This is a genomic window from Pseudomonas sp. ZL2, assembly GCF_054788455.1.
The window spans coordinates 89,296-108,603 of sequence record NZ_JBGOGX010000004.1 but is presented as its reverse complement, the minus strand read 5'-3'; the positions used below and the strand labels follow the sequence as shown (position 1 = coordinate 108,603).

19 protein-coding genes are annotated in these 19,308 nt (G+C 61.5%); 5 read left to right on the top strand and 14 right to left on the bottom strand.

The features are described from left to right. Both cyoA and ABM562_RS06410 read right to left on the bottom strand, forming a co-directional pair. The gene (cyoA, locus tag ABM562_RS06415; protein WP_115088674.1) at positions 1–945 is read right to left on the bottom strand and encodes a ubiquinol oxidase subunit II; all 945 of its coding nucleotides are present in this window, start codon (positions 943–945) and stop codon (positions 1–3) included. A gap of 564 nt (positions 946–1,509) precedes the next feature. Continuing rightward, positions 1,510–2,016, bottom strand: a complete 507-nt coding sequence (locus ABM562_RS06410; RefSeq protein ID WP_115088675.1) for a disulfide bond formation protein B — start codon at positions 2,014–2,016, stop codon at positions 1,510–1,512. A 226-nt stretch (positions 2,017–2,242) separates the two neighbouring features. On the opposite strand from ABM562_RS06410, the gene ABM562_RS06405 reads away from it, so the two are divergent. Continuing rightward, a complete protein-coding gene (locus ABM562_RS06405; protein ID WP_115088676.1) occupies positions 2,243–2,506 on the top strand; it encodes a YebG family protein in 264 nt (87 codons plus the stop codon). Positions 2,507–2,513: 7 nt separating this feature from the next. On the opposite strand, the gene ABM562_RS06400 is transcribed toward ABM562_RS06405, so the two are convergent. Continuing rightward, a complete protein-coding gene (locus ABM562_RS06400) occupies positions 2,514–3,533 on the bottom strand; it encodes a Leu/Phe/Val dehydrogenase (RefSeq protein ID WP_115088677.1) in 1,020 nt (339 codons plus the stop codon). 125 nt (positions 3,534–3,658) lie between these two features. Between ABM562_RS06400 and ABM562_RS06395 the strand changes: the two genes are divergently transcribed. Then, on the top strand, positions 3,659–4,465 hold the full coding sequence (locus tag ABM562_RS06395; protein ID WP_115088678.1) for a SirB1 family protein: 807 nt from the start codon (positions 3,659–3,661) through the stop codon (positions 4,463–4,465). Here ABM562_RS06395 and ABM562_RS06390 read toward each other — a convergent pair. The 4 genes from ABM562_RS06390 to hmgA are packed head-to-tail and all read right to left on the bottom strand — an operon-like array spanning position 4,386 to position 9,065. Beyond that, complete coding sequence (locus ABM562_RS06390) at positions 4,386–5,780, bottom strand: MFS transporter (RefSeq protein ID WP_134064250.1); 1,395 nt, start codon at positions 5,778–5,780, stop codon at positions 4,386–4,388. The genes ABM562_RS06395 and ABM562_RS06390 overlap by 80 nt on opposite strands. A 48-nt stretch (positions 5,781–5,828) precedes the next feature. Further along, on the bottom strand, positions 5,829–6,455 hold the full coding sequence (maiA, locus tag ABM562_RS06385; RefSeq protein WP_115088680.1) for a maleylacetoacetate isomerase: 627 nt from the start codon (positions 6,453–6,455) through the stop codon (positions 5,829–5,831). Positions 6,456–6,467: 12 nt separating this feature from the next. Then, entirely contained in the window at positions 6,468–7,760 is a 1,293-nt protein-coding gene (gene fahA / locus ABM562_RS06380) for a fumarylacetoacetase (protein ID WP_115088681.1), read from the bottom strand. A gap of 3 nt (positions 7,761–7,763) precedes the next feature. Then, entirely contained in the window at positions 7,764–9,065 is a 1,302-nt protein-coding gene (gene hmgA / locus ABM562_RS06375) for a homogentisate 1,2-dioxygenase (RefSeq protein ID WP_115088682.1), read from the bottom strand. A gap of 174 nt (positions 9,066–9,239) precedes the next feature. Between hmgA and ABM562_RS06370 the strand changes: the two genes are divergently transcribed. Then, the gene (locus ABM562_RS06370; protein ID WP_115088683.1) at positions 9,240–10,019 is read left to right on the top strand and encodes an IclR family transcriptional regulator; all 780 of its coding nucleotides are present in this window, start codon (positions 9,240–9,242) and stop codon (positions 10,017–10,019) included. Here the strand turns inward: ABM562_RS06370 and ABM562_RS06365 are convergent. The 6 genes from ABM562_RS06365 to ABM562_RS06340 all read right to left on the bottom strand — a co-directional run bounded on the left by ABM562_RS06365 (position 10,016) and on the right by ABM562_RS06340 (position 17,225). Next, positions 10,016–13,099 (bottom strand): dermonecrotic toxin domain-containing protein, encoded by a 3,084-nt coding sequence (locus tag ABM562_RS06365; protein ID WP_460421196.1) that lies wholly within the window; start codon positions 13,097–13,099, stop codon positions 10,016–10,018. The two genes, ABM562_RS06370 and ABM562_RS06365, sit on opposite strands and share 4 nt — an antisense overlap. 503 nt (positions 13,100–13,602) lie before the next feature. Then, entirely contained in the window at positions 13,603–13,956 is a 354-nt protein-coding gene (locus tag ABM562_RS06360) for a hypothetical protein (protein WP_115088685.1), read from the bottom strand. A gap of 75 nt (positions 13,957–14,031) precedes the next feature. Then, complete coding sequence (locus ABM562_RS06355; protein WP_115088686.1) at positions 14,032–14,940, bottom strand: SDR family oxidoreductase; 909 nt, start codon at positions 14,938–14,940, stop codon at positions 14,032–14,034. Between the two features lie 131 nt (positions 14,941–15,071). Beyond that, positions 15,072–15,977: an alpha/beta fold hydrolase gene (locus ABM562_RS06350; protein WP_115088687.1), complete on the bottom strand. Its 906-nt coding sequence runs from the start codon at positions 15,975–15,977 to the stop codon at positions 15,072–15,074. A gap of 185 nt (positions 15,978–16,162) precedes the next feature. Next, positions 16,163–16,849: an LrgB family protein gene (locus ABM562_RS06345; RefSeq protein ID WP_134064260.1), complete on the bottom strand. Its 687-nt coding sequence runs from the start codon at positions 16,847–16,849 to the stop codon at positions 16,163–16,165. After that, complete coding sequence (locus tag ABM562_RS06340; RefSeq protein WP_115088689.1) at positions 16,839–17,225, bottom strand: CidA/LrgA family protein; 387 nt, start codon at positions 17,223–17,225, stop codon at positions 16,839–16,841. Before ABM562_RS06340 ends, ABM562_RS06345 begins: the two co-directional genes overlap by 11 nt. A 96-nt stretch (positions 17,226–17,321) precedes the next feature. On the opposite strand from ABM562_RS06340, the gene ABM562_RS06335 reads away from it, so the two are divergent. Beyond that, positions 17,322–18,209 (top strand): LysR family transcriptional regulator, encoded by an 888-nt coding sequence (locus tag ABM562_RS06335; protein WP_115088690.1) that lies wholly within the window; start codon positions 17,322–17,324, stop codon positions 18,207–18,209. Here the strand turns inward: ABM562_RS06335 and ABM562_RS06330 are convergent, their stop codons facing one another. Next, positions 18,210–18,665, bottom strand: coding sequence for a flavodoxin (locus ABM562_RS06330; protein ID WP_115088691.1), 456 nt, complete (start codon positions 18,663–18,665; stop codon positions 18,210–18,212). A 142-nt stretch (positions 18,666–18,807) separates the two neighbouring features. On the opposite strand from ABM562_RS06330, the gene ABM562_RS06325 reads away from it, so the two are divergent. Further along, positions 18,808–19,269 carry a PAS domain-containing protein gene (locus tag ABM562_RS06325; RefSeq protein ID WP_115088692.1) on the top strand — a complete coding sequence of 154 codons (462 nt, stop codon included), beginning with the start codon at positions 18,808–18,810 and terminating at the stop codon, positions 19,267–19,269. Positions 19,270–19,308 lie beyond the last annotated feature (39 nt).

Here is a 19,308-nt window from a genome sequence, read left to right as displayed (position 1 = left end):
TTACTCCTCTGCCCCAGCAGCCGAATGCATAGTCACGTCCAACCCTTCGGTACCGGCCGCTGCTTTGCTCTGCTCTTTTTCGTGGACCGGCCGACCGCGGTTCATGCCTTCGTACTTGTCGACGATGGACTGGAACTGCTCAGGCGAGGCCACGCTGTACAGCGCGACTGGATTGTTTTCGCTCGTTTTGGCCAATGCCGCGTATTCAGCCGCATCCAGCTGTTTAGGCGATTGCTTGACTTCGTTCACCCATGCTTCGAAATCAGCCTGGGAGGTGGCGGTTGCCTTGAACTTCATACCGGTGAAACCAGCACCGCTGTAGTTCGCGGAGATACCGTCGAACTCACCGTTCTCGTTGGCGATCAGGTGCAGTTTGGTGGTCATGCCAGCCATCGCGTAGATCTGCCCGCCCAGGCCCGGGATGAAGAAGGAGTTCATCACCGAATCGGAGGTCACGCGGAAGTTGACCGGGGTGTTGGCCGGGAAGACGATCTTGTTGACCGTGGCAATGCCTTGTTCCGGGTAGATGAACAGCCATTTCCAGTCCAGGGCGACCACGTCGATCTGCACCGGCTTCACGTCGGAAACCAGCGGACGATACGGGTCCAGCTCATGGGTGGTCTTGTAGGTCACATAACCCAGGGCAATGATGATCAGAACCGGGATGGTCCAGACCGCCACTTCGATCTTGGTCGAGTGCGACCAGTCCGGGGTGTAGGTGGCTGCCTTGTTGGAAGCACGATACTTCCAGGCAAACGCGAGGGTCATGAAAATGACAGGAATCACCACCAGCAACATCAAGCCGGTAGCGATCAGGATAAGGTTCTTTTGCTCAATGCCGACCTGGCCCTTCGGGTCGAGCAGGGTCCAGTTGCACCCACTGAGTAAAAGCATGCCTAAAAAGGGCAGAATGCCAAACAGTCTGGGGTAACGCTTTTTACTCATCTCACGACCTCTAGAGCAGCTTGCTTCAATGCAATTTGTGTTTTGGTCGCCAACACTTCGTCCTGCCAAGCGTCAGCATTTATGGGATCGAATACGGTCACGCCTTGAGGCCAGCTGCGGCGGCTCGGCATAAACCGGATATTGCGGTGTTTATTATTTTGACTTCAGTAGGCAACAGGCCTGTCTTCAGACCAATTCCATTTGGTGCGGGAAATCACGGAGGGGGGTCAGCCCGGCATCGCCGCAGGCGATGCTCGTCAGAGTCAGCGAAAAGAGCCTGGGGCTCCTTTAATCCTGCGACTCGCAAGCGGTGCCGAACGGAAATTGGGGGCGATTGTAGATAGGTAACCAATCGTTGACTATGACTTATTGAGCAACAGTCCTTTACCAATTACGTAACAATCACGCCTGAAAAATCAGTTTCGCGACAGTTTGTCGCACCCCGTCCAATACCCCTGAAACGCCCGCTCTACAAGGGCTGGAACTTGATCAGGATCAAGTATGGTGCGACAAACCTGGTAAATCTCATTGCACAACGGGCTTGCGTCAATACATGACTTTTGTCTAAGCCTGACGGCGGTTGCGGTAGATGCCCAGGGGCACCAGAACGGCAGTCAGTACAAAGGCCACCAGGGCCCATTGCGCCAGGGACAGGCCCATGACCGGCGGGTAAGGCGTGGAGCAGAAACCATCGACCTGGAACACCAGCGGCAGCACCGAAGCCAGCGGCAGGCCGTCGACGATCGGTTGCAAGGTGTCGATGCCGCAACTGACCGCCGGATTGGCGAGGATGTACACATGGTTGCCGGCGGCGGCGATACCACCGATGGCGCTGAGCACCACCAGGCCCTCGAGCAGGGTCAGGCTGCGCTTGCCGGGCATGGCGGCACCGATAAAGGCGAACAGCGCGATCAGCAGCAAAGCATAGCGTTGCAGGATGCACAGCGGGCACGGCGCCTCGCCCAGCACGATCTGCATGTACAGCGCCCCGCCGATGAGGGCCAGACAGATAACCCCCAGCAGTACCAAAAAGCGCCGTTCCCGATTCAGGCGCGATGTTTGCTCGTTCATTGCTGTTCCTTCGTAGACTGGATGGCTCGACTGCCGATCCGCAATTCTACACGCTGTAGCAGACCATAGAGAGCGGCAAAAGTGCCGCGCCAGGCCCCTGTGGAGAGTGGCGAACAGCAGAATGCTGATTTGCCACTATCTTAGTCCTGTGGATTACCCTATCATTAACACTGTACAAATAAACAGTATCGAATACATCGATTACCAAAGGCATGTGAGGTGATGAATGGCCGTCGAAGTGGTATACCGCAGCAGCCGCGACCTGGAGCGCTTGTTCATGGATAAAGCCGAAGCAGACCGTCACGACAAGATGCTTGAACTGGCCGAGCTCCTGGCCGAGGTCCTGAAAAAAGCCGTGCCGTCGCTGAGCGAACAGCAGGTCGAGGATGCCGGTATCTATATGGCGAAGAACCGTGACGTGTTCGCCAAGGCCTTCAAGAGCCAGCCAGACGCCCTGTCCGAGCTGCTCGGGGACAGCGCCGCCGAATAATCGACCTTCAGCTGTAGATCAGCCGCTCGGCAAGCATCTGCGCCACCCGCGCCGGCGAGCGTTTCTCGGCCTGGGCATGGGCAAAGACTTCGGTCAGCCGCGAAGGGATGCGCGCCAGGTGTGCGGTAATGGTGCCCAGGTCCTCGCCACGGTGCCTGAGCGCCACGTAGATCAACCCGCCAGCGTTGATCACGTAATCCGGCGCATACAGAATCCCGCGGCTTTCCAGCTGATCAGCCACCTGCAAGGTGGTCAGCTGGTTGTTGGCCGCGCCCGCCACCGCTGCACAGCGCAACTGCATCACGCTCTGGCCATTGAGCACCGGCCCTACCCCGCACGGCGCAAAGATGTCACAGGGCGTGCTGATCAACATCTCATTGGCAACCGGCCGCGCATTGAACTGCTCGATGGCCAGTTGCACCCTGCCCGGGTCATGGTCGCTGACCAACAGCTCGGCACCCGCCGCATGCAGTTGCTCGGCCAGCGCATAGCCAACATTGCCCAGCCCCTGTACGGCAATGCGCAAGCCTTCGAGATTATCGCTGCCCAGACGCGCCATCGAGGTGGCGCGAATTCCGGCGAACACGCCCATGGCTGCATGGGGTGACGGGTCGCCGGCAGCGGTGGTACTGGTCACGTGCTGGGTGGTCTGGGCGATGCAATCCATGTCCAGGGTCGAGGTGCCGCTGTCCACGGCAGTAATGAAACGCCCCTGCAAGGTTTCGACAAAGCGCCCGAACGCCTCGAACAAGGCCGCGCGGTTTTCCACATGGGGGTTGCGAATGATCACCGCCTTGCCGCCGCCCAACGGCAGCCCTGCCAGGGCGGCCTTGTAGCTCATGCCCTGGGCCAGGCGGATGGCGTCGATCATGGCGCTGTCGTCGTCCGGGTAGGCCAGGTAGCGACAGCCTCCCATGGCCGGCCCCAGGTGTTCGCTATGGATGGCGACTACCGCTTTCAGGCCGGTCGGCGGGTCGATGCACAGGTGCAGCGACTGCGTGCGGGTGCTTTGCATGAGAGCGAACATCAACGGGCTCCTCGATGAGGTGCTGATCCCAGTATAGGTCGCGCTTTACCGACTGATGACAACACTCGGACCACTGGACTAAAACCCGCACCAGCGCTACAACAGAAGCTTGAGCGGAGATTGTCATGAACCCACGTAGCGCCTGCCTGGCTTGCCTTGAACGTGACCCGGTCGCCTTGCTGGAAGCGGCACTATGGATCGCCGCCGAGCACGACGACAGCGTGGTGCCGGCACAGGTATTGGCCGAGGTTCAGGCCTTGCAGCAGGAGGTCAGCGCCGGCCTGCCGATGCTGCCGCTCAGCGAACTGGCCCAGCCGTTGCTGCGCCACCTCAACACCCTGGGCTTCCAGCAGGACGAGTACCACCCCCTGCGCCCCCAGGCGGCGCTGCTCGACAAGGTCATACAGCGTCGTCGCGGCCAGCCTCTGGCCCTGGCCCTGCTGACCCTGGAACTGGCTCGCGGCTTGTCGATCCCCCTTGAAGGCGTGAACTTCCCCGGGCATTTCCTGTTGCGCGTACCGGGTGCCGATCACCTGCTCGACCCCTGCGGCGGGCGCCGCCTGTATCCGGCCGACTGCCGCGAACTGCTGGGCCGCCAGTTCGGCCCGCAACTGGCCCTGAGTGCCGACCACCTGCTGACCGCCAGCCCGCTGCAGATGCTCCAGCGCCTGTCGCGCAACCTGCGCCAGCTGCACGCCAGCCACGACGATCACCTGGAGGCCCTGAAGGACGCCGAACGGGTGTTGCAGCTTGGCCCGGGCACCGCCGCCGACTACATGGCACGGGCAACGCTGTATCAGCACCTGGAGTGCCCACAGGCCGAACGCTTCGACCTGGAGCACGCCCTGCTGCTCAGTGACGATCCAATCCAGCGCTTGCGCCTGACTGAACGCCTGAGCCACCTGCCTCCTGCGTCGTCATCGGTGCACTGACAGCCTCGGCCGGGCTGCGCACCTGAATGATCAACAATGCCGCCAGCACCGCAGGAATCGCGCAGAAGAAGAATATCTGCTCGACCGGTAAATGCATGGCCAGCAGCAGGCTGCCGAACAGCGGCCCCAGTATCGAACCAAAGCGCCCCACTCCCAATGCCCATCCCGTGCCGGTCGCCCGCACCTGGGCCGGGTAGAAGTTACTGGTAAAAGCATTGAGGGTCAGTTGCCCGCCGATGATGCAGAAGCCAGCGGCAAACACACAGACCACCAGCCAGCGCGGGTTATCGTGGTTCAGGCCGACCAGTACGGTAAACACCGCCGCCGCCAGCAGCACGGCGCTGAGCAGGCGCACCTTGCGCTTGAGACGGTCGGCGAACCAGGCCATGAATACCGCGCCGAGGGTGCCGGCAAACAGGAACATCGAGGTCACCAGATTGGCCTGATTCAGGGCCAGGCCGCTTTCCAGCAACAGCGAGGGCAGCCAGCTGATCATGAAGTACAAGAGGATCAGGCTGACGAAGAACGTCGACCAGATCAGCAGGGTCGGCCTGGCATAGCCGTCACGAAACAGCGCCACCACGGTGAACTTGTTCTGGTTTTCTTCCATGGCCTGCACACTGGCCGCAGGCGGCTGCCAGCCCGGGAGCATCTTCGTCGTGAGCTTGAGCAGGCGCGCATAGGGCGGCGCGTCACGCAGCAGGCGTGGCAAGGATTCGGGCAGGTACAGGGCCAGGAACGGAAACAGCAGCAGCGGCGCAATACCGCCAGCAAGGAACACCGCCTGCCAGCCGAAACTGTCGATGAACCCGGCAGCGACGAAACCACCGGCAGCGCCCCCCAATGAGAAGCCGCAAGCGGCCAGAGTGACCATCAGGGTGCGCAAACGCGGCGGTGCATACTCGGACATCAGCGCCATGGCACTGGGCATCGCTCCACCCATGCCGATACCGCAGACAAAACGCGCCAGCATCAGGCTGTTGAGGGAGTTGGCAAAGACCATCAGCACGGTCAGGCTGGAGTACAAGAGCACACAGCACAACAGCACCCGGCGCACGCCGAAGCGATCCGCCAGCGGTGTCACCGCCAGCGATCCCAGGGTCAGGCCCAGCAGGTTGGCGCTGAACACCGGCCCGAACGCGGCCTTTTCCAGGCCCCAGTCCTGGGCCAGGGAAGGAATCACATAGCCCAGCACCTGAGCATCATAACCATCGGTAACCAGCAACAACACGAGTAACAACAGCAATAACCACTGATAACGCGACACGGGCCGGGCATCCAGCGCCGTGCGAAAGCTGGCAATCTGATTGTGCATCGCAAGGTACCTTTTATTGTTATGGGTATCAGGTGCGGGCAGCGTGGTTTATGGGGTGTCGGGCTGCCTCGACGGGTGAGCCTGGGCAAACGCCGAATGCGCCTCGGCCAGGGCAGCGACCCGGCGAATGCGCGGGAAGCCACTCAAGTCGATATTGAAACGCTCGGCTGCATACAGTTGCGGGATCAGGTAGACATCGGCCAGCCCCGGCTCGTCGCCAAAGCAGAAGCCTTCATCACCGATCAACTGCTCGACAGCGGCCAGGCCCTGGCTGATCCAGTGGGCGATCCACTGGTTGACCTGGACGTCGTCATGGCCCAGCCCACGCAGCTGATTGAGCACGCTGACGTTGTGCAGCGGATGGATATCGCAACCGATCAGTGCCGCGACGCCACGGGCCTGGGCCCGGCGAACCGGGTCCTGTGGCAGCAGCGCTGGCTGTGGATAAACCTCTTCCAGGTATTCGATGATCGCCGGCGACTGCACCAGCACTTCACCCGAGTCGATCTTCAGCGCCGGCACCCGCCCTTGCGGGTTGAGGGCCATGAAGTGTTCTTCGCGCTGTTCGCCCTTGAGCAGGTTGACCGGCAACTGCCGGACCTCCAGTTGCTTGAGCGCCAGGGCAATCCGCACCCGGTAGGAGGAGGTCGAGCGGTAGTAGGTAAAGAGTTCCATGGCCCTGCCCTCTCAGCGTGCCGGAAGGATCTTGCCGCGGCATTCGCCGAAGCCGATCGAGGCCACGCCATCGCGCTTGCAACGCGCACGCAGGATGATCTCGTCGCCGTCTTCGAGGAACTTGCGCACCTCGCCAGACGCCAGTTCGACCGGCTCCTTGCCACCCTGGGTGATTTCCAGCAGGCTGCCGAACTGGCCAGGCTGGGCACCAGACAAGGTGCCGGAGCCGAACAGGTCGCCCGACTGCAGCTGGCAACCGTTGACGCTGTGGTGGGCAACCATCTGCGCCACGGTCCAGTACATGCTCAGGGTGTTGCTCAGGGTCAGGCGATGCGCGGGCAGGTTCTGCTCGCGCATGCGCTCGGTCAGCAGCAGCACTTCCAGCTCAATATCGAAGGCGCCGTTGGCCTGGTCGCGCTTGTCGAGCAGGTACGACAGCGGCTGCGGGTCGCCTTCCGGACGCGCCGGCTGGGCACAGCGAAACGGTTCCAGGGCTTCGGCGGTAACCACCCATGGGGAGATGGTCGAAATGAAGCTCTTGGACAGGAACGGGCCAAGCGGCTGGTACTCCCAGGCCTGGATATCGCGCGCCGACCAGTCGTTGAGCAGGCAGAAGCCGGCAATGTGCTCAGCCGCTTCGGCCACCGGAATCGAATCGCCCATGTCGTTGCCCTGGCCGATCCAGATGCCCAGCTCCAGTTCGTAATCCAGGCGCGCGCACGGGCCGAAGCTCGGTTCGTTCTGGCCGGCGGGCAGGGTCTGGCCTTTTGGCCGGCGCACATCGGTACCGGACGGACGAATGGTCGAGGCACGGCCGTGGTAGCCGATCGGCACGTATTTATAGTTGGGCAGCAGCGGGTTGTCGGGGCGGAACAGCTTACCGACATTCTTGGCGTGTTCGATGCCGACATAGAAGTCGGTGTAGTCGCCAATGCGTGCTGGCAGGTGCAGCTGGCACTCGCTGGCCGGATACAGCAGCGGCTTGAGTGCGGCCTGGTGTTCGCTGTGCTCGCCGAGCAGCTCCAGCAGGCGTTCGCGCAGGGCTACACGGGCGGTACGGCCGAGGGCGAAGAAAGCGTTCAGCGCACCACCACGAGTGGCTTCGACCGCAGCGCGGGCCTGGCCGTCGAACAGGCCGGCAGCCAGCACGGCTTCAAGGTCGAGAATGGCATCACCGATGGCCACGCCACAGCGCGGCGCCTGGTCCTTGCGGCTGAAGATACCCAGGGGCAGGTTCTGCAGCGGGAAGTCGCCGTGGCTGTTGGCGTGTTCTACCCAACTGCGGGCAAGGGCGGACTGATTCATGGGTTATCTCCGATTCGGGGTAAAGGTGCTCGGCAACGAGGCCCAGCAACTATCGTAGTCGGCCTGCAATTGCGGGCATTCGAGCGCATGACGGCTCGGGCGCAGCACCTGGCTGGTCTCGAACATGAAGGCCATGGTGTTGTCGATCTTGTTCGGTGCCAGCTCGACGGCAATGGCCTTGCTGCAGGTCTCGGCATCCGGGCCATGGGCGCTCATGCAGCTGTGCAGCGAGGCGCCGCCGGGCAGGAAGCCTTCGGCCTTGGCGTCGTACTCGCCCTTGATCAGGCCCATGAACTCGTTCATCAGGTTGCGGTGGAACCACGGCGGACGGAAGGTGTTCTCGGCCACCATCCAGCGCGGCGGGAAAATCACGAAGTCGAGGTTGGCCATGCCCGGCACGCTGGTCGGCGAGGTCAGCACGGTGAAAATCGATGGGTCCGGGTGGTCGAAGCTGACCGTGCCGATGGTGTTGAAGCGGCGCAGGTCATATTTGTACGGCACGTTGTTGCCGTGCCAGGCGACCACGTCCAGTGGCGAATGGTTGAGCTGGCAGCCCCACAGTTCACCGAGGAATTTCTGCACCAACTGCACCGGGCCATCGATTTCTTCGTAATGGGCCACCGGCGCGAGGAAGTCGCGCGGGTTGGCCAGGCCGTTGCTGCCGATCGGCCCCAGGTCCGGGATGCGCAGCGGCGCACCGTGGTTCTCGGCCAGATAGCCGCGGGCCTGGGCATCGAGCAGTTCGACACGAAACTTCAGGCCACGGGGCAGCACGGCGATTTCCAGCGGCTCGACTTCCAGCACGCCCAATTCGGTGACGATGCGCAGGCGACCCTGCTCGGGCACCAGCAGCAGTTCGCCATCGGCGTTGAAGAACACCCGCTCCATGGAGCGATTGGCGCAATAGGTATAGATGCTGATACCCGCCGGTTTTTCACCCGCCGAGTTGGCCGCCATGGCCACCCAGCCGTCAATGAAGTCGGTCGCTTCGCTTGGGATCGGCTGTGGGCTCCAGCGCAGGCGATTGGGCGTCACCGGGCCCAGCGGGCCACCGGCCAGCTGGCGCTCCAGGCGCTCGAAGCGTGGGTGCAGGGCCGAAGGGCGAATGCGGTACAACCAGGTGCGGCGCAACTCGCTGCGGGCCATGGTGAAGGCGGTGCCGGAAAACAGTTCGGCATACAGGCCGTACGGGGCTTTTTGCGGCGAGTTCTGCCCGACCGGCAGGGCGCCAGGCAAGGCTTCGCTGGCGAATTCGTTACCGAAACCGCTCTGGTAGCCGAGGACAGGGGTGTTATCGAGGTTCATCGAGCCTCCGGGCCCAGTGCAGGCCGGTCAATGGCAGTTGGCTGCGGGCCTTGAAGGGGGTGGCAGCGCTTCTGCGTTATTTTTATCGTAATTACATTACGCATAACGTAATTTGATTGGTGAAGACCGTCAAGCTATAAAGACGCCCATTGAACTCCCCGGATCGACTCCATCATGGCCAAAGCCAGCTCCCCCGCCGACAGCTCCGGCAAACAGAAGGTCCGCTCGGCCGAGGTCGGTACCGACATCCTTAAAGCCCTGGCCCAATTGTCGCCGTCTACCTCACTGTCGCGCCTGGCCGAGCATGTCGACATGCCGGCGAGCAAGGTCCACCGTTACCTGCAGGCCTTGATTGCCAGCGGTTTTGCCGAACAGAACCCGGCCACCAACCACTACGGCCTGGGCCGCGAAGCCCTGCGCGTCGGGCTGGCGGCGTTGGGCGGGATGGACGTATTGAAAGAGGCGGCGCTGCCACTGTCGCTACTGCGCGATGAGCTCAACGAAAGCTGCTTCATCGCCGTGTGGGGCAACCAGGGCGCCACCGTGGTCAATATCGAGCCGGCGGTTCGGGCAGTCACCGTGGTCACTCAGATCGGCTCGGTGTTGCCTTTACTCACCTCTTCGACCGGGCTGGTATTCGGCGCCTACCTGCCCGAGCGCGAAACTATCGAGTTGCGCGAGCAGGAACTGGCCGCGTCAGGTCACAGCGCCGACGACTACGAGGCCTTGTTCGCAACCATCCGCCAACGCGGCCTGCATCATGTCCATGGTCTGCTGATGCCGGGGGTCGATGCCCTTTCGGCTCCCGTGTTCAACGCCGTGGGCAAGATCGCCGCCGTGCTGACCGTGGTCGGCCCGACCTCGATCTTCCATGCCGATGAGCAGGGGCCCGCAGCCGGGCAGTTGCTGGCTACGGCGAAGATGATCAGCTGGCGCATGGGGCACGAAGGCTAGACCGGGATAGCCATGTGCATGCTCTTGTGTTCGAGGATTTCCAGGAACTGTTTGAGTTCTTCCTCCAGCGCCCGATTCACACTGTAAATCGATTTCGCCCCCACCGGGCGCAAGTCGCTGAACAGTTGTTTCAACAACCGAACGGTGGGTGAACTCGGTCCTTTTGAAAGGCCCGACACGAGTTTCGCCAGCCGCCCGCTGATACCTGACAAGGAAACAAGGCCAACCCCCGCTGTCAGAAAGAACTTCGTGGCTGCCGCCCGATCTCCATCCAGGTAAGCGATGACGCCCTGTCCAAACGCGCGCAGGGTCATGACCACGCTGAGGGCTAGGCTTGCCGGTGGAAACGGAACCGAGAGTATTGCCGCTACCCCGATCGCAACCTCGAACAACAAACCGGAGATCCTTTGCGCCACACTGGTGGTGTCTTCGTCCACATCGGCAACGATGCGCTCGACCATTACGTCGAACTCACGGGCCAGGTCGGTAATGCGCTTATAGTCACTGATCGCCGCCAGGATAATCGCCTCGCCATCCCCTGCCCGCTGGAAGCGCTCGATCAGGGCGCCGACAATAGGCTGATCGCGAATACTGACCCGCAGGTAAAAATAGTCCTGCAGGGCAGGATCGTCCCATTGCCGGGCCAGTGCCTGCGGCGCTCGAAAGAACAGGCCATCAGGGGCCTCCGGCGTGTAGACAAGATCCTCTACCACGCCTTGCACCACATTCCTGAACAGATACACACCCTCGACCCGTCGGCCACTCAGCGCGAATTGGAACACCCCGTTCTTGTGGGAAGTCCGATCACCACCAACAACCGCAGGCTCAAGATCGAGTAATTCATCGACAGCATTCTCCAGCCACCGGCTGCGCACAGCCGTCAGTCGCCCCGCCATGGTTTCGCTCAGCCAGGCGCGGCGCATCTGCAAGCGCAATAGCTCGCGGTGCAGCAGGCGACGGCGCCTGTAGTGCGGGTCAGTCGCATCGAGCAAGCGACTGCGAATCGTCTGGATGTAGCGCTCCCCCAGCCTGGCCGAACGAATGTAGCCGTCGAGAAAACGACGATCCAGGCGTGACAGGTCCTGGCCAACGGTTGAAGTGATTATTGCGAAGTCGGCGAAATTGAAACTGCTGTCGTATCCACTGATGACCGTGCGGGTAAGGCTTGCGACGTTACCAGGCTCGAGCTCGACCAGCACGGTATCAGGATCGACCTCAGGCCCAGGCGCGCCGGCAAATGTGTTGATCCTTTCTTTGACCAGGCGATGGGCGTAATCGGCAAAGGGCTCGATGTTGTTAATCTGCTGGTAGGCGTTCTGTACCAGGGTAAGTGACGCATCGATGTTGCTCAGTTGCTGACGCTGGAACAGCGGCGCATCGATGTACCACTGGGGCGTGGCGAACTGCAGCTGCTCCAGCACCCCATTGACCTTCATAAAGGCAATTTCCGACAGCAACTCCTGCCAACCGGCGTCAGGCCAGCGCTCCAGCGTAACGGTTTGTCGCGACCAATAACCAGGCAGTCTCTGCGCCTGCTTGAGTAGCTGAGTGAACTGCGGCCGCGCGTCGACCGACAGTTGGCCAAGCAAGTAGGCTTGCCCCTGATCCGTCAGCGCCCACCGGGCGATTTCCAGGCTGAGCTGCCGTGCATTGCGCAACACCCGAAGATCACCTCCCGGCGCGCCTGGGGCGTAAAGCAGGAAGCGCTGATCATCACTCTGGCCATAGCTCAGGTAAAACACATCCCTGAACGCCAACTGGAAGGGATCGAGGATCACGCCACCGACTTCGATGCCAAGCTCGCTCAGGGCCCCTTGGTGGTTACGAGCCGCTTCGAGGGCGTCGAAGGCCCTCCCGTCGAGCCCCTGGTAACGCGCTGCCAGGGCACTCAGAGCCAGCCGCGCATTGACCACTTCACTCATCAGTTGCGGGCCAGGGCCGTCAAAGTACACGGCTTGCAGCGCTTCCCGGTAACTCAAACGGATATCCAGTTGATCGATCATGGCCTGGATAAAGCCCGGTGTCAGTTGTACGGCCAGCTCGCTGTCAATGATCTGCGCTTGCAGTTCGCGGCCGTGGTAACCACCGGAAATTACCCATTGCACCAGCGTCATCTCGCGCTCACCGCACAGCACTTCACCCACGATATCCAACACATGCCTGACCCCCACCCGCAGTCGCCGGACATCAACGTCAAGCCCCATGGCTTGCGTCAGGTAATCGGCTATCTGCTCAGCGGCATAATCCTGCGCACTGGCCATGCCTTGCAGATGTTCATCGACCCGTTGCTGGCACACAGCAACAGCTCGTTCGCGTAACTCGTAGGCCGTACGCTCTTCACCTTCGAGAAAGCGTAACCATTCAGGCAGCTGGGCGTGACGGTGCTGCCTGAGCCTGGTTGCCAGGCGTTGTTGCAACAGGTTTTGTACTGGCACCTCGCGCAAGGCTTGGCGGACATCGTCGACCTGGCGTCGAAACGGAATATCGCTCAACGGCACCAAGGTCAATCGCGGCGCTTGGCCTTGCGCAAGACGCTGCCTAATTCCATGCGGCAACGGTTGGACCAGGGGATCTTCGGCAGCCGGCTTGCTCAGGCGCAGCGTCATGCGGTCGATGAATCGCCGTGTACTGCCCTGCTCCTGCAAGCCCTCCTGCAGGCTGTAAAGCCAGAGTTTGCTCGAAGATGACGCTTCGAACGACTCGCCGATGACAAACACCAAAGGCAACGTCAGCGCTTCGCCCCCAATGCTCAGCGCCAAGAGACGGACATGCTCGTCTGGATCAAAGATCTGCTCTTCCAGGGCGGCGAGTGCCGACTGCTGTCCTGGTTGGCGCAAAGCCACGAAACGCAGGTCGAGAAAAAACAGTTTCGTCACCTGTATGAACAGGCTCAGCGGGTTGGTACCAGGCTTGCGCGCCTGCTTCCAGAACTCATCGAAAGCTGCATCCGTCAGGGAGGGCAGCGACTCGAGCTGGTTCTTGATCTGAAAGGTGGTACTGCTGAGTTCCAGCAGAATTGTCTCCAGGCTGTTGTCGTCGAAGCTAAATCCTGGTGCATCGAAAAAACGGGACAAATCCATGTGCTGATCTCTTTATTCGGTGATAGTCATATCGCGACAAATTGACTGGTTCACCGACAGCAGAATTTCAGCGTAACCGTTCCCTATTGATACTGACGAAAAGCTCCAAAGTGGCTTGTTCAGCAACCCGAGAGAAGTGTCCTACGGCTAAAACCAGCAACAGCCTATTGATACCTCGGAATGGACAAACCCCAAGCAGACTTGTTTACACATGCTCACAGTCATCAATGAAATAACGGGTTACTGTCTTGTGGCTTCACTGTTACCAGTGCTGTAACAGTGAATGTCAGAAACACCTATTTTTCCGCTACCGCCAGGCACCTATTCTGGTTGCACCAAGACGGTGCTGACGCAGATCGAAGCAGTCAGCCCGATTCCATCAATCGGCGTGCACACTCCGCCTGATGAAGCTTGGCCCAGGTTCACCGACGTTGATTTTGAAGCTCCTTGATCTGCGTCTTACTTGGCCGCTGCACTGCAGCGGCCTTTTTTATGCCCGCAATTCAATCGTCATCGGCGTCGTCAAAGTGAAATCGGTGTAACAATCGATGGGCAACAGGCGCCAGGATCAGACCGATGGTGGCAACAAATACCAGCCCGACGTACAAGCCGTAGCCGGCAAAGAACAGCTTGCCGCCGATACTCTCGGGCAGGATCACCGGCCCGACTCCGCCCAGCAGCAAAGTGGCGTTGAACACCGCATCGTGCCAGGGCACGTCTGGCTCGAAGTACAGATGGCCGAGCACACCGAAGAGGATCGAGCCGATCAACATCAGGCAGGCTGCCAGGCCGTGACGCATCATGCGATAACTGAACTGACGGGAAGAAATGACCGGGTCCGTTCTGGATTCGTACATCCTCTGTGCTCCTGCAGCAAGGGGGCCCGCCCAGCATAGGCAACTTCAACTGGCGACCACAACCTTGGGGCAGGTTCAGCCCTGTGGATACTTCTGCAGATTGGCCATCATCTGCTGCAAGGCTTGCAGGCTGTCTTGCGGGTGCACAGCGTTGTCGAAGTTGCCGATCTGCTGCCAGTTGGCCGCAATATCGTCGGGTGAAAAGCCCTCGCGCGGGTCAAAGCCGACACCCAAGCTGCGTTCCCAACGCACCTTGCCGACCCAGCCGCCGCCCACTTCATACAGGCCGCCACTGTCCTGACAGTCGTCACTGCCCAGGTACACCACCAGCGGGCTGACCAGTTCCGGCTTGAGCTGTTCGAAGACCTGCGGTGGAATCAGTCCTTCGGTCATGCGCGTGCCGCCGGTAGGGGCAATGGCGTTGACCAGGATGCCATTCTTGCGTCCTTCAATGGCCAGGGTGCGGGTCAGGCCATACAGGCCAAGCTTGGCCGCGCCATAGTTGGCCTGGCCGAAGTTGCCATAGATGCCCGAGGTCGATGCGGTGAAAATCACCCGCCCCCAGTTCTGCTCGCGCAGGTGTGGCCAGGCGGCGCGGGTGACTTTGTAGGCACCTTCAAGGTGAACCTGATAGACCTGCTCCCAGTCACTGTCCTCCATCTTGTGGAAGGTCTTGTCGCGCAGGATGCCGGCGTTGTTGATCACTACATCGACCCGGCCGAAGCTGTCCAGGGCCTGTTCGACAATGCGCTGACCGTCGGTGACCGAGTCATGGTTGGCCACTGCCGTACCACCCTCTTCGCGGATCTGCGCCACTACCCGGTCGGCGGCCGAGGCGCTGGCGCCTTCGCCATGGGTCGAACCACCCAGATCGTTGACCACCACCCGGGCACCATGCCGGGCAAACAGCAGGGCATGGGCGCGGCCCAGGCCGCCGCCAGCGCCGGTGACAATCACCACTTTATCGTCCAAGCGAATCGTCATGCTCGTTTCTCCAGCAGAACAAAAGAGAGGGATGCCCGAGTGTCAGCCAGCACTGGCTGGCACACAATCAAGCGGGCAGGCGCTGAATGGCAGGCGATAAGGCCGGGCGATGATTGCGCACACCGGGTCGCTCAGGACCAGGCGACTCTCTGCGGCACATTCACCAGGGGTTGCTCACGAAACGCCAGGTAATGGCGCAGCACCTGTACCGGTGCTTCAGTATGCGGATAGTGGCCAATGCCCTGGAGCATCACGGTGTTGGCATCGGGCACCAGCTCCTGATAGCGTTCGAGCATATGGATACCGGAAATCGGGTCGACCGCGCCGTTGATCAGCCGCAGCGGCACCCCGTCGGCCTGCAATGCACCGACCCAGCGCTCGCGGTGGGCGACCCGCTCGGGCAGGTAAGTGATCAGCTTGTGCAGGATGCGCGTGCCGCGGTTGGAGGCAATCAGGCTCCAGTAGTCGTCCAGCGCACTTTCGCTGGGATGGGTGCAGGGCCCGTAGATCTGGGTGACGTTACGCACCAGATCATCGCGCCCGAACGAGCGCCCGACCAGCCAGCCCAGGCGGCTGAGCAACAGCTTCTGGATCAGCAGCGGCCGATGACGCTCGGGGAACAGACCACCATTGAGGAACACGCAACTGGCGATCTGCGCGCGGCCCTCGTGGTGGCGGGCGAGCAACTCCTGGGCGACGCTGCCGCCATAATCATGCCCGAGCAGATGCACCGGCTGCTCGACCTGAAGATGCGCGAGCAATGCCTGCTGCAGGTCGGCCTGCTCCAGCAGGCTGTAATCATGGTGCAGCGGTTTGGCCGAGTCGCCAAAGCCGAGCATGTCACAGGCAATCACCCGAAAACGCTGGGCCAGGGGTGTCCACAGGTAATGCCAGTCCCAGCTGGCAGTGGGAAAGCCATGAATGAGCAGTAGCGGTTCGCCCTGCCCTGCGGTCCAGTAGCGGATGGTCTGGCCACGGAACGAGAAATTCAGGCCCCGGGTCCGCCAGACGCACAATGGAATTTCGGCCAAAGGCATCACAGTGGTCCCGGTAGGTTGTAGGTAGTCGTGTTGGGCAAGGCATCGGCTGCGATCATTGCAATCACCTCGGCACATTCGTGTGCTCTACTGATCGACAGTCTAGTCAGGCAGGCCCGCCCGAGAGTTGCGTTCGCAGCCAGCTTATTGACCTTGGGAGTCAGCAAGCAAAATAGCGAGGTGAATCACAACAGCAAAGTCAGCAAGGGCGCGGCGAAGAGGTTGAGCAGGCCGGTCAGGACCATGACCAGGCCGGCCACCGACCCCTCCTCGCCCCCCACCTCATGAGCGCGGCTGACGCCCGCCCCATGCGCGCCGACGCCAAACAGCGCGCCACGGGCCAATGGCGTGCGCAGCGGCAGGTACTTGAGCAGCACGCCACCGAACATTGCCCCCAGCACCCCGGTAAACATCACGAACACCGCGGTCAACTCCGGCACGCCGCCCAGGTCCTTGGCCAGCGGCATGGCAAAGGGCGTGGTGATCGAGCGCGGCACCAGCGACAGGCTGACCGAGCTGTCCAGCGCCAACAGGTGCGCCAGGCCCCAGGAACTGCCGATCGATGCCGCACTGCCGACCAGCATGCCCAGGGTCAGGGCCGGCCAGTGGCGGGCGAGCAAGGCGCGCTGTTGCCAGATCGGCACGGCAAAGGCCACGGTGACCGGGCCCAGCACCGACATCAGCCAGTGGGTGTTGCGCGCATATTCGGCATAGGCGGTATGCAGGGGCACGGCAATCGCCAGCAGCACAGCCGGTACCAGAATCAACGGTGACAGCAGGTAGCGCGCGGTGCGCCGGTACAACCAGCGACTGCCCAGATAAGCCAGCAGGGTCAGGGCCAGCCAGAACAGCGGCATCGGCTCAAGCGTCATGACGCAACCTCCAGCGGCAGATCCACTCCACCGTCACCGCCGTCACCACCATCACCAGCAAGGTACTGACACCAATCACCAGCAAGATCCGCCAGCCTTCATCGCGCAGCAGGCTGCCGTAATCGAGCAGGCTCATCAGCGCCGGAATGAAGAACAGCAGCATCTCGGCCATCAGCACCCCGGCCCCCAGTTGCAACATGGCCGGCTTGAGCACGCCAACGGCGAACAGCAGCAACAGCAGCGCCAGGCCGATCACCCCGCCCGGAATCGGCCAGGCCAACCAGGCGGCCAATACGCCACCAACCTTGTAAAGAGCAAGCAACACCGCAAGCTCGGCGAGCAGGCGGACAAATCGGTTAAACGCAGGGGGTTTCATCGCAGGGATCCTCTCAGGCCTTCATTTTAAAAGCCCGCTCCCCACGCCAAAAGCGAATTGTTAGACTGCCAACTATTCCAAATTGGAATTCAGGCAATGGAATTCAAACAGCTACGCAGCTTTCTCGAAGTGGTGCACCGCGGCGGCTTTACCCAGGCCGCGCTGACCTTGCACATCAGCCAGTCCGCAGTGAGCAAGCAGGTCGCCCAACTGGAACAGGACCTGGGTGTGCCGCTGTTGGAGCGCCAGGGTTCGCAACTGCACCTGACCGCCGCTGGCAAAATCGTCCTTGAGCGCGGTGAAGCCATGCTACGCCTGCGCCAGGAGCTGCTCAGCGAACTGGATGATCTCAGCCAGCTGGCCCGCGGCGAATTGCGCCTGGGCTTGCCGTTACTGGGCAGTGACGCGCTGTTCGCCCGGTTGTTCGCCGAATACCGGCGGCGCTATCCGAATATCAGCATTCAACTGTTCGAAGGCGGTAGCCGCAGTGTCGAGCAAGCAGTGCTCAGCGGCGAACTGGAACTGGGCGGCAGCCTGACGCCCAGCGACCCGGTCTTCGCCTACCAGCCGTTCTGCAACGAGCCCCTCGACGCCCTGTTGCCCACCGATCACCCGTTGGCGGCCGCCGGCCGGGTCAGCCTGGCACAACTGGCCGATACACCGTTCCTGCTCTATCAGCGCAGTTTCGTGCTCAATGACCGTTTGCTCAGTGCTTGCCAGCAGTCGGGCTTCACGCCCAGGGAAGGTGGGCGCAGCGGCCAGGCCGACTTTCTCGCCGCACTGGTGGCGGCAGGCCAAGGCGTGGTGCTGTTACCGAGTGTGGTTGCCCGAGGCCTGGAGCGGCCCGGGGTGGTGCGTCTGGCATTGAGCCAACCGACGGACCTGCGCTGGGACATTGCCTTTATCTGGCGCCAGGGCGCCTACCTATCGCGTGCCGCCCAGGCCTGGCTGCAGCTGCTGCGCGAGCAGCCACAGCCGCAGTGATCAGCCGCGCAGCTTTTCCACCAGCTCGGCAATCCAGGGCTCTGCGTCGGTTTCCGGAGTAACGGTTTCGCTGGCATCCAGGCGCAGCATCGGCAGCACTTCCACCAGGCCCATCTCGGCGAACAGTTCACGCAGTTGCTCACCGCCGCCGCAGAAGGTGTCGCCGTAGCAGGAGTCGCCCAGGCCGATCACCGCGCCTTTGAGTCCGCGCCACTCGGCGGGCAGCACGTCACGGATTGCACTGAACAGCGGCATGATGTTGTCCGGCAGCTCACCCATGCCGGTGGTCGAGGTTACGGCCAGAAATGCCTGGGGGGCAAAACCCTGAATGTCCTGCAAGGTCGCCCGGTTAGCGTGCCAGGCCTCGAAACCTGCTTGTTTGAGCAACTTCTCGGCATGCCGGGCGACTTCTTCGGCGGTGCCGTATACCGAACCGGAAAGGATGGCGACTTTCATAGAGGTTTCCGAAACTGAGTAAAAACGTAGGATACTAGCATCCGGCACTGGCAAAAGGCCTTAATCTGCCGCTGTACAGCGACGGTCAATCTACTAGAATCAGCCAGCATGCCCGATCTACAGCCCTTGCGGACCTAACAAGATGATCAATGCCACACTGCTGCAGCGCATGATTGACGCCTCCAACGACGGGATCGTGGTGGCTGAACAGGAAGGCGATGACGACACTATCCTGATCTACGTGAATCCGGCCTTCGAGCGCCTGACCGGCTACGACGCCAACGACATCCTCTACCGCGACTGCCGTTTCCTGCAGAACGATGATCGCGACCAGGACGCCCGCGCACTGATTCGCCAGGCGATCAAGGATGGCCTGCCAAGCCGGGAAATCCTGCGCAACTACCGCAAGGACGGCAGCGCGTTCTGGAACGAACTGTCGATTACCCCAGTACTCAACGAAGCCGACAGACGCAAATACTTCATCGGCATCCAGAAGGATGTCAGCCGCCAGGTCGAAGCCGAACTGCGGGTGATCGCACTTGAGCGCCAACTGGCCGAGGCCCAAGCGCGCATCGCTGCGCTGGAAGCCGACCAACGGTCTTAACAAACGCGCCGTTTGGTTGTCCATGACGCTGAAGAAACG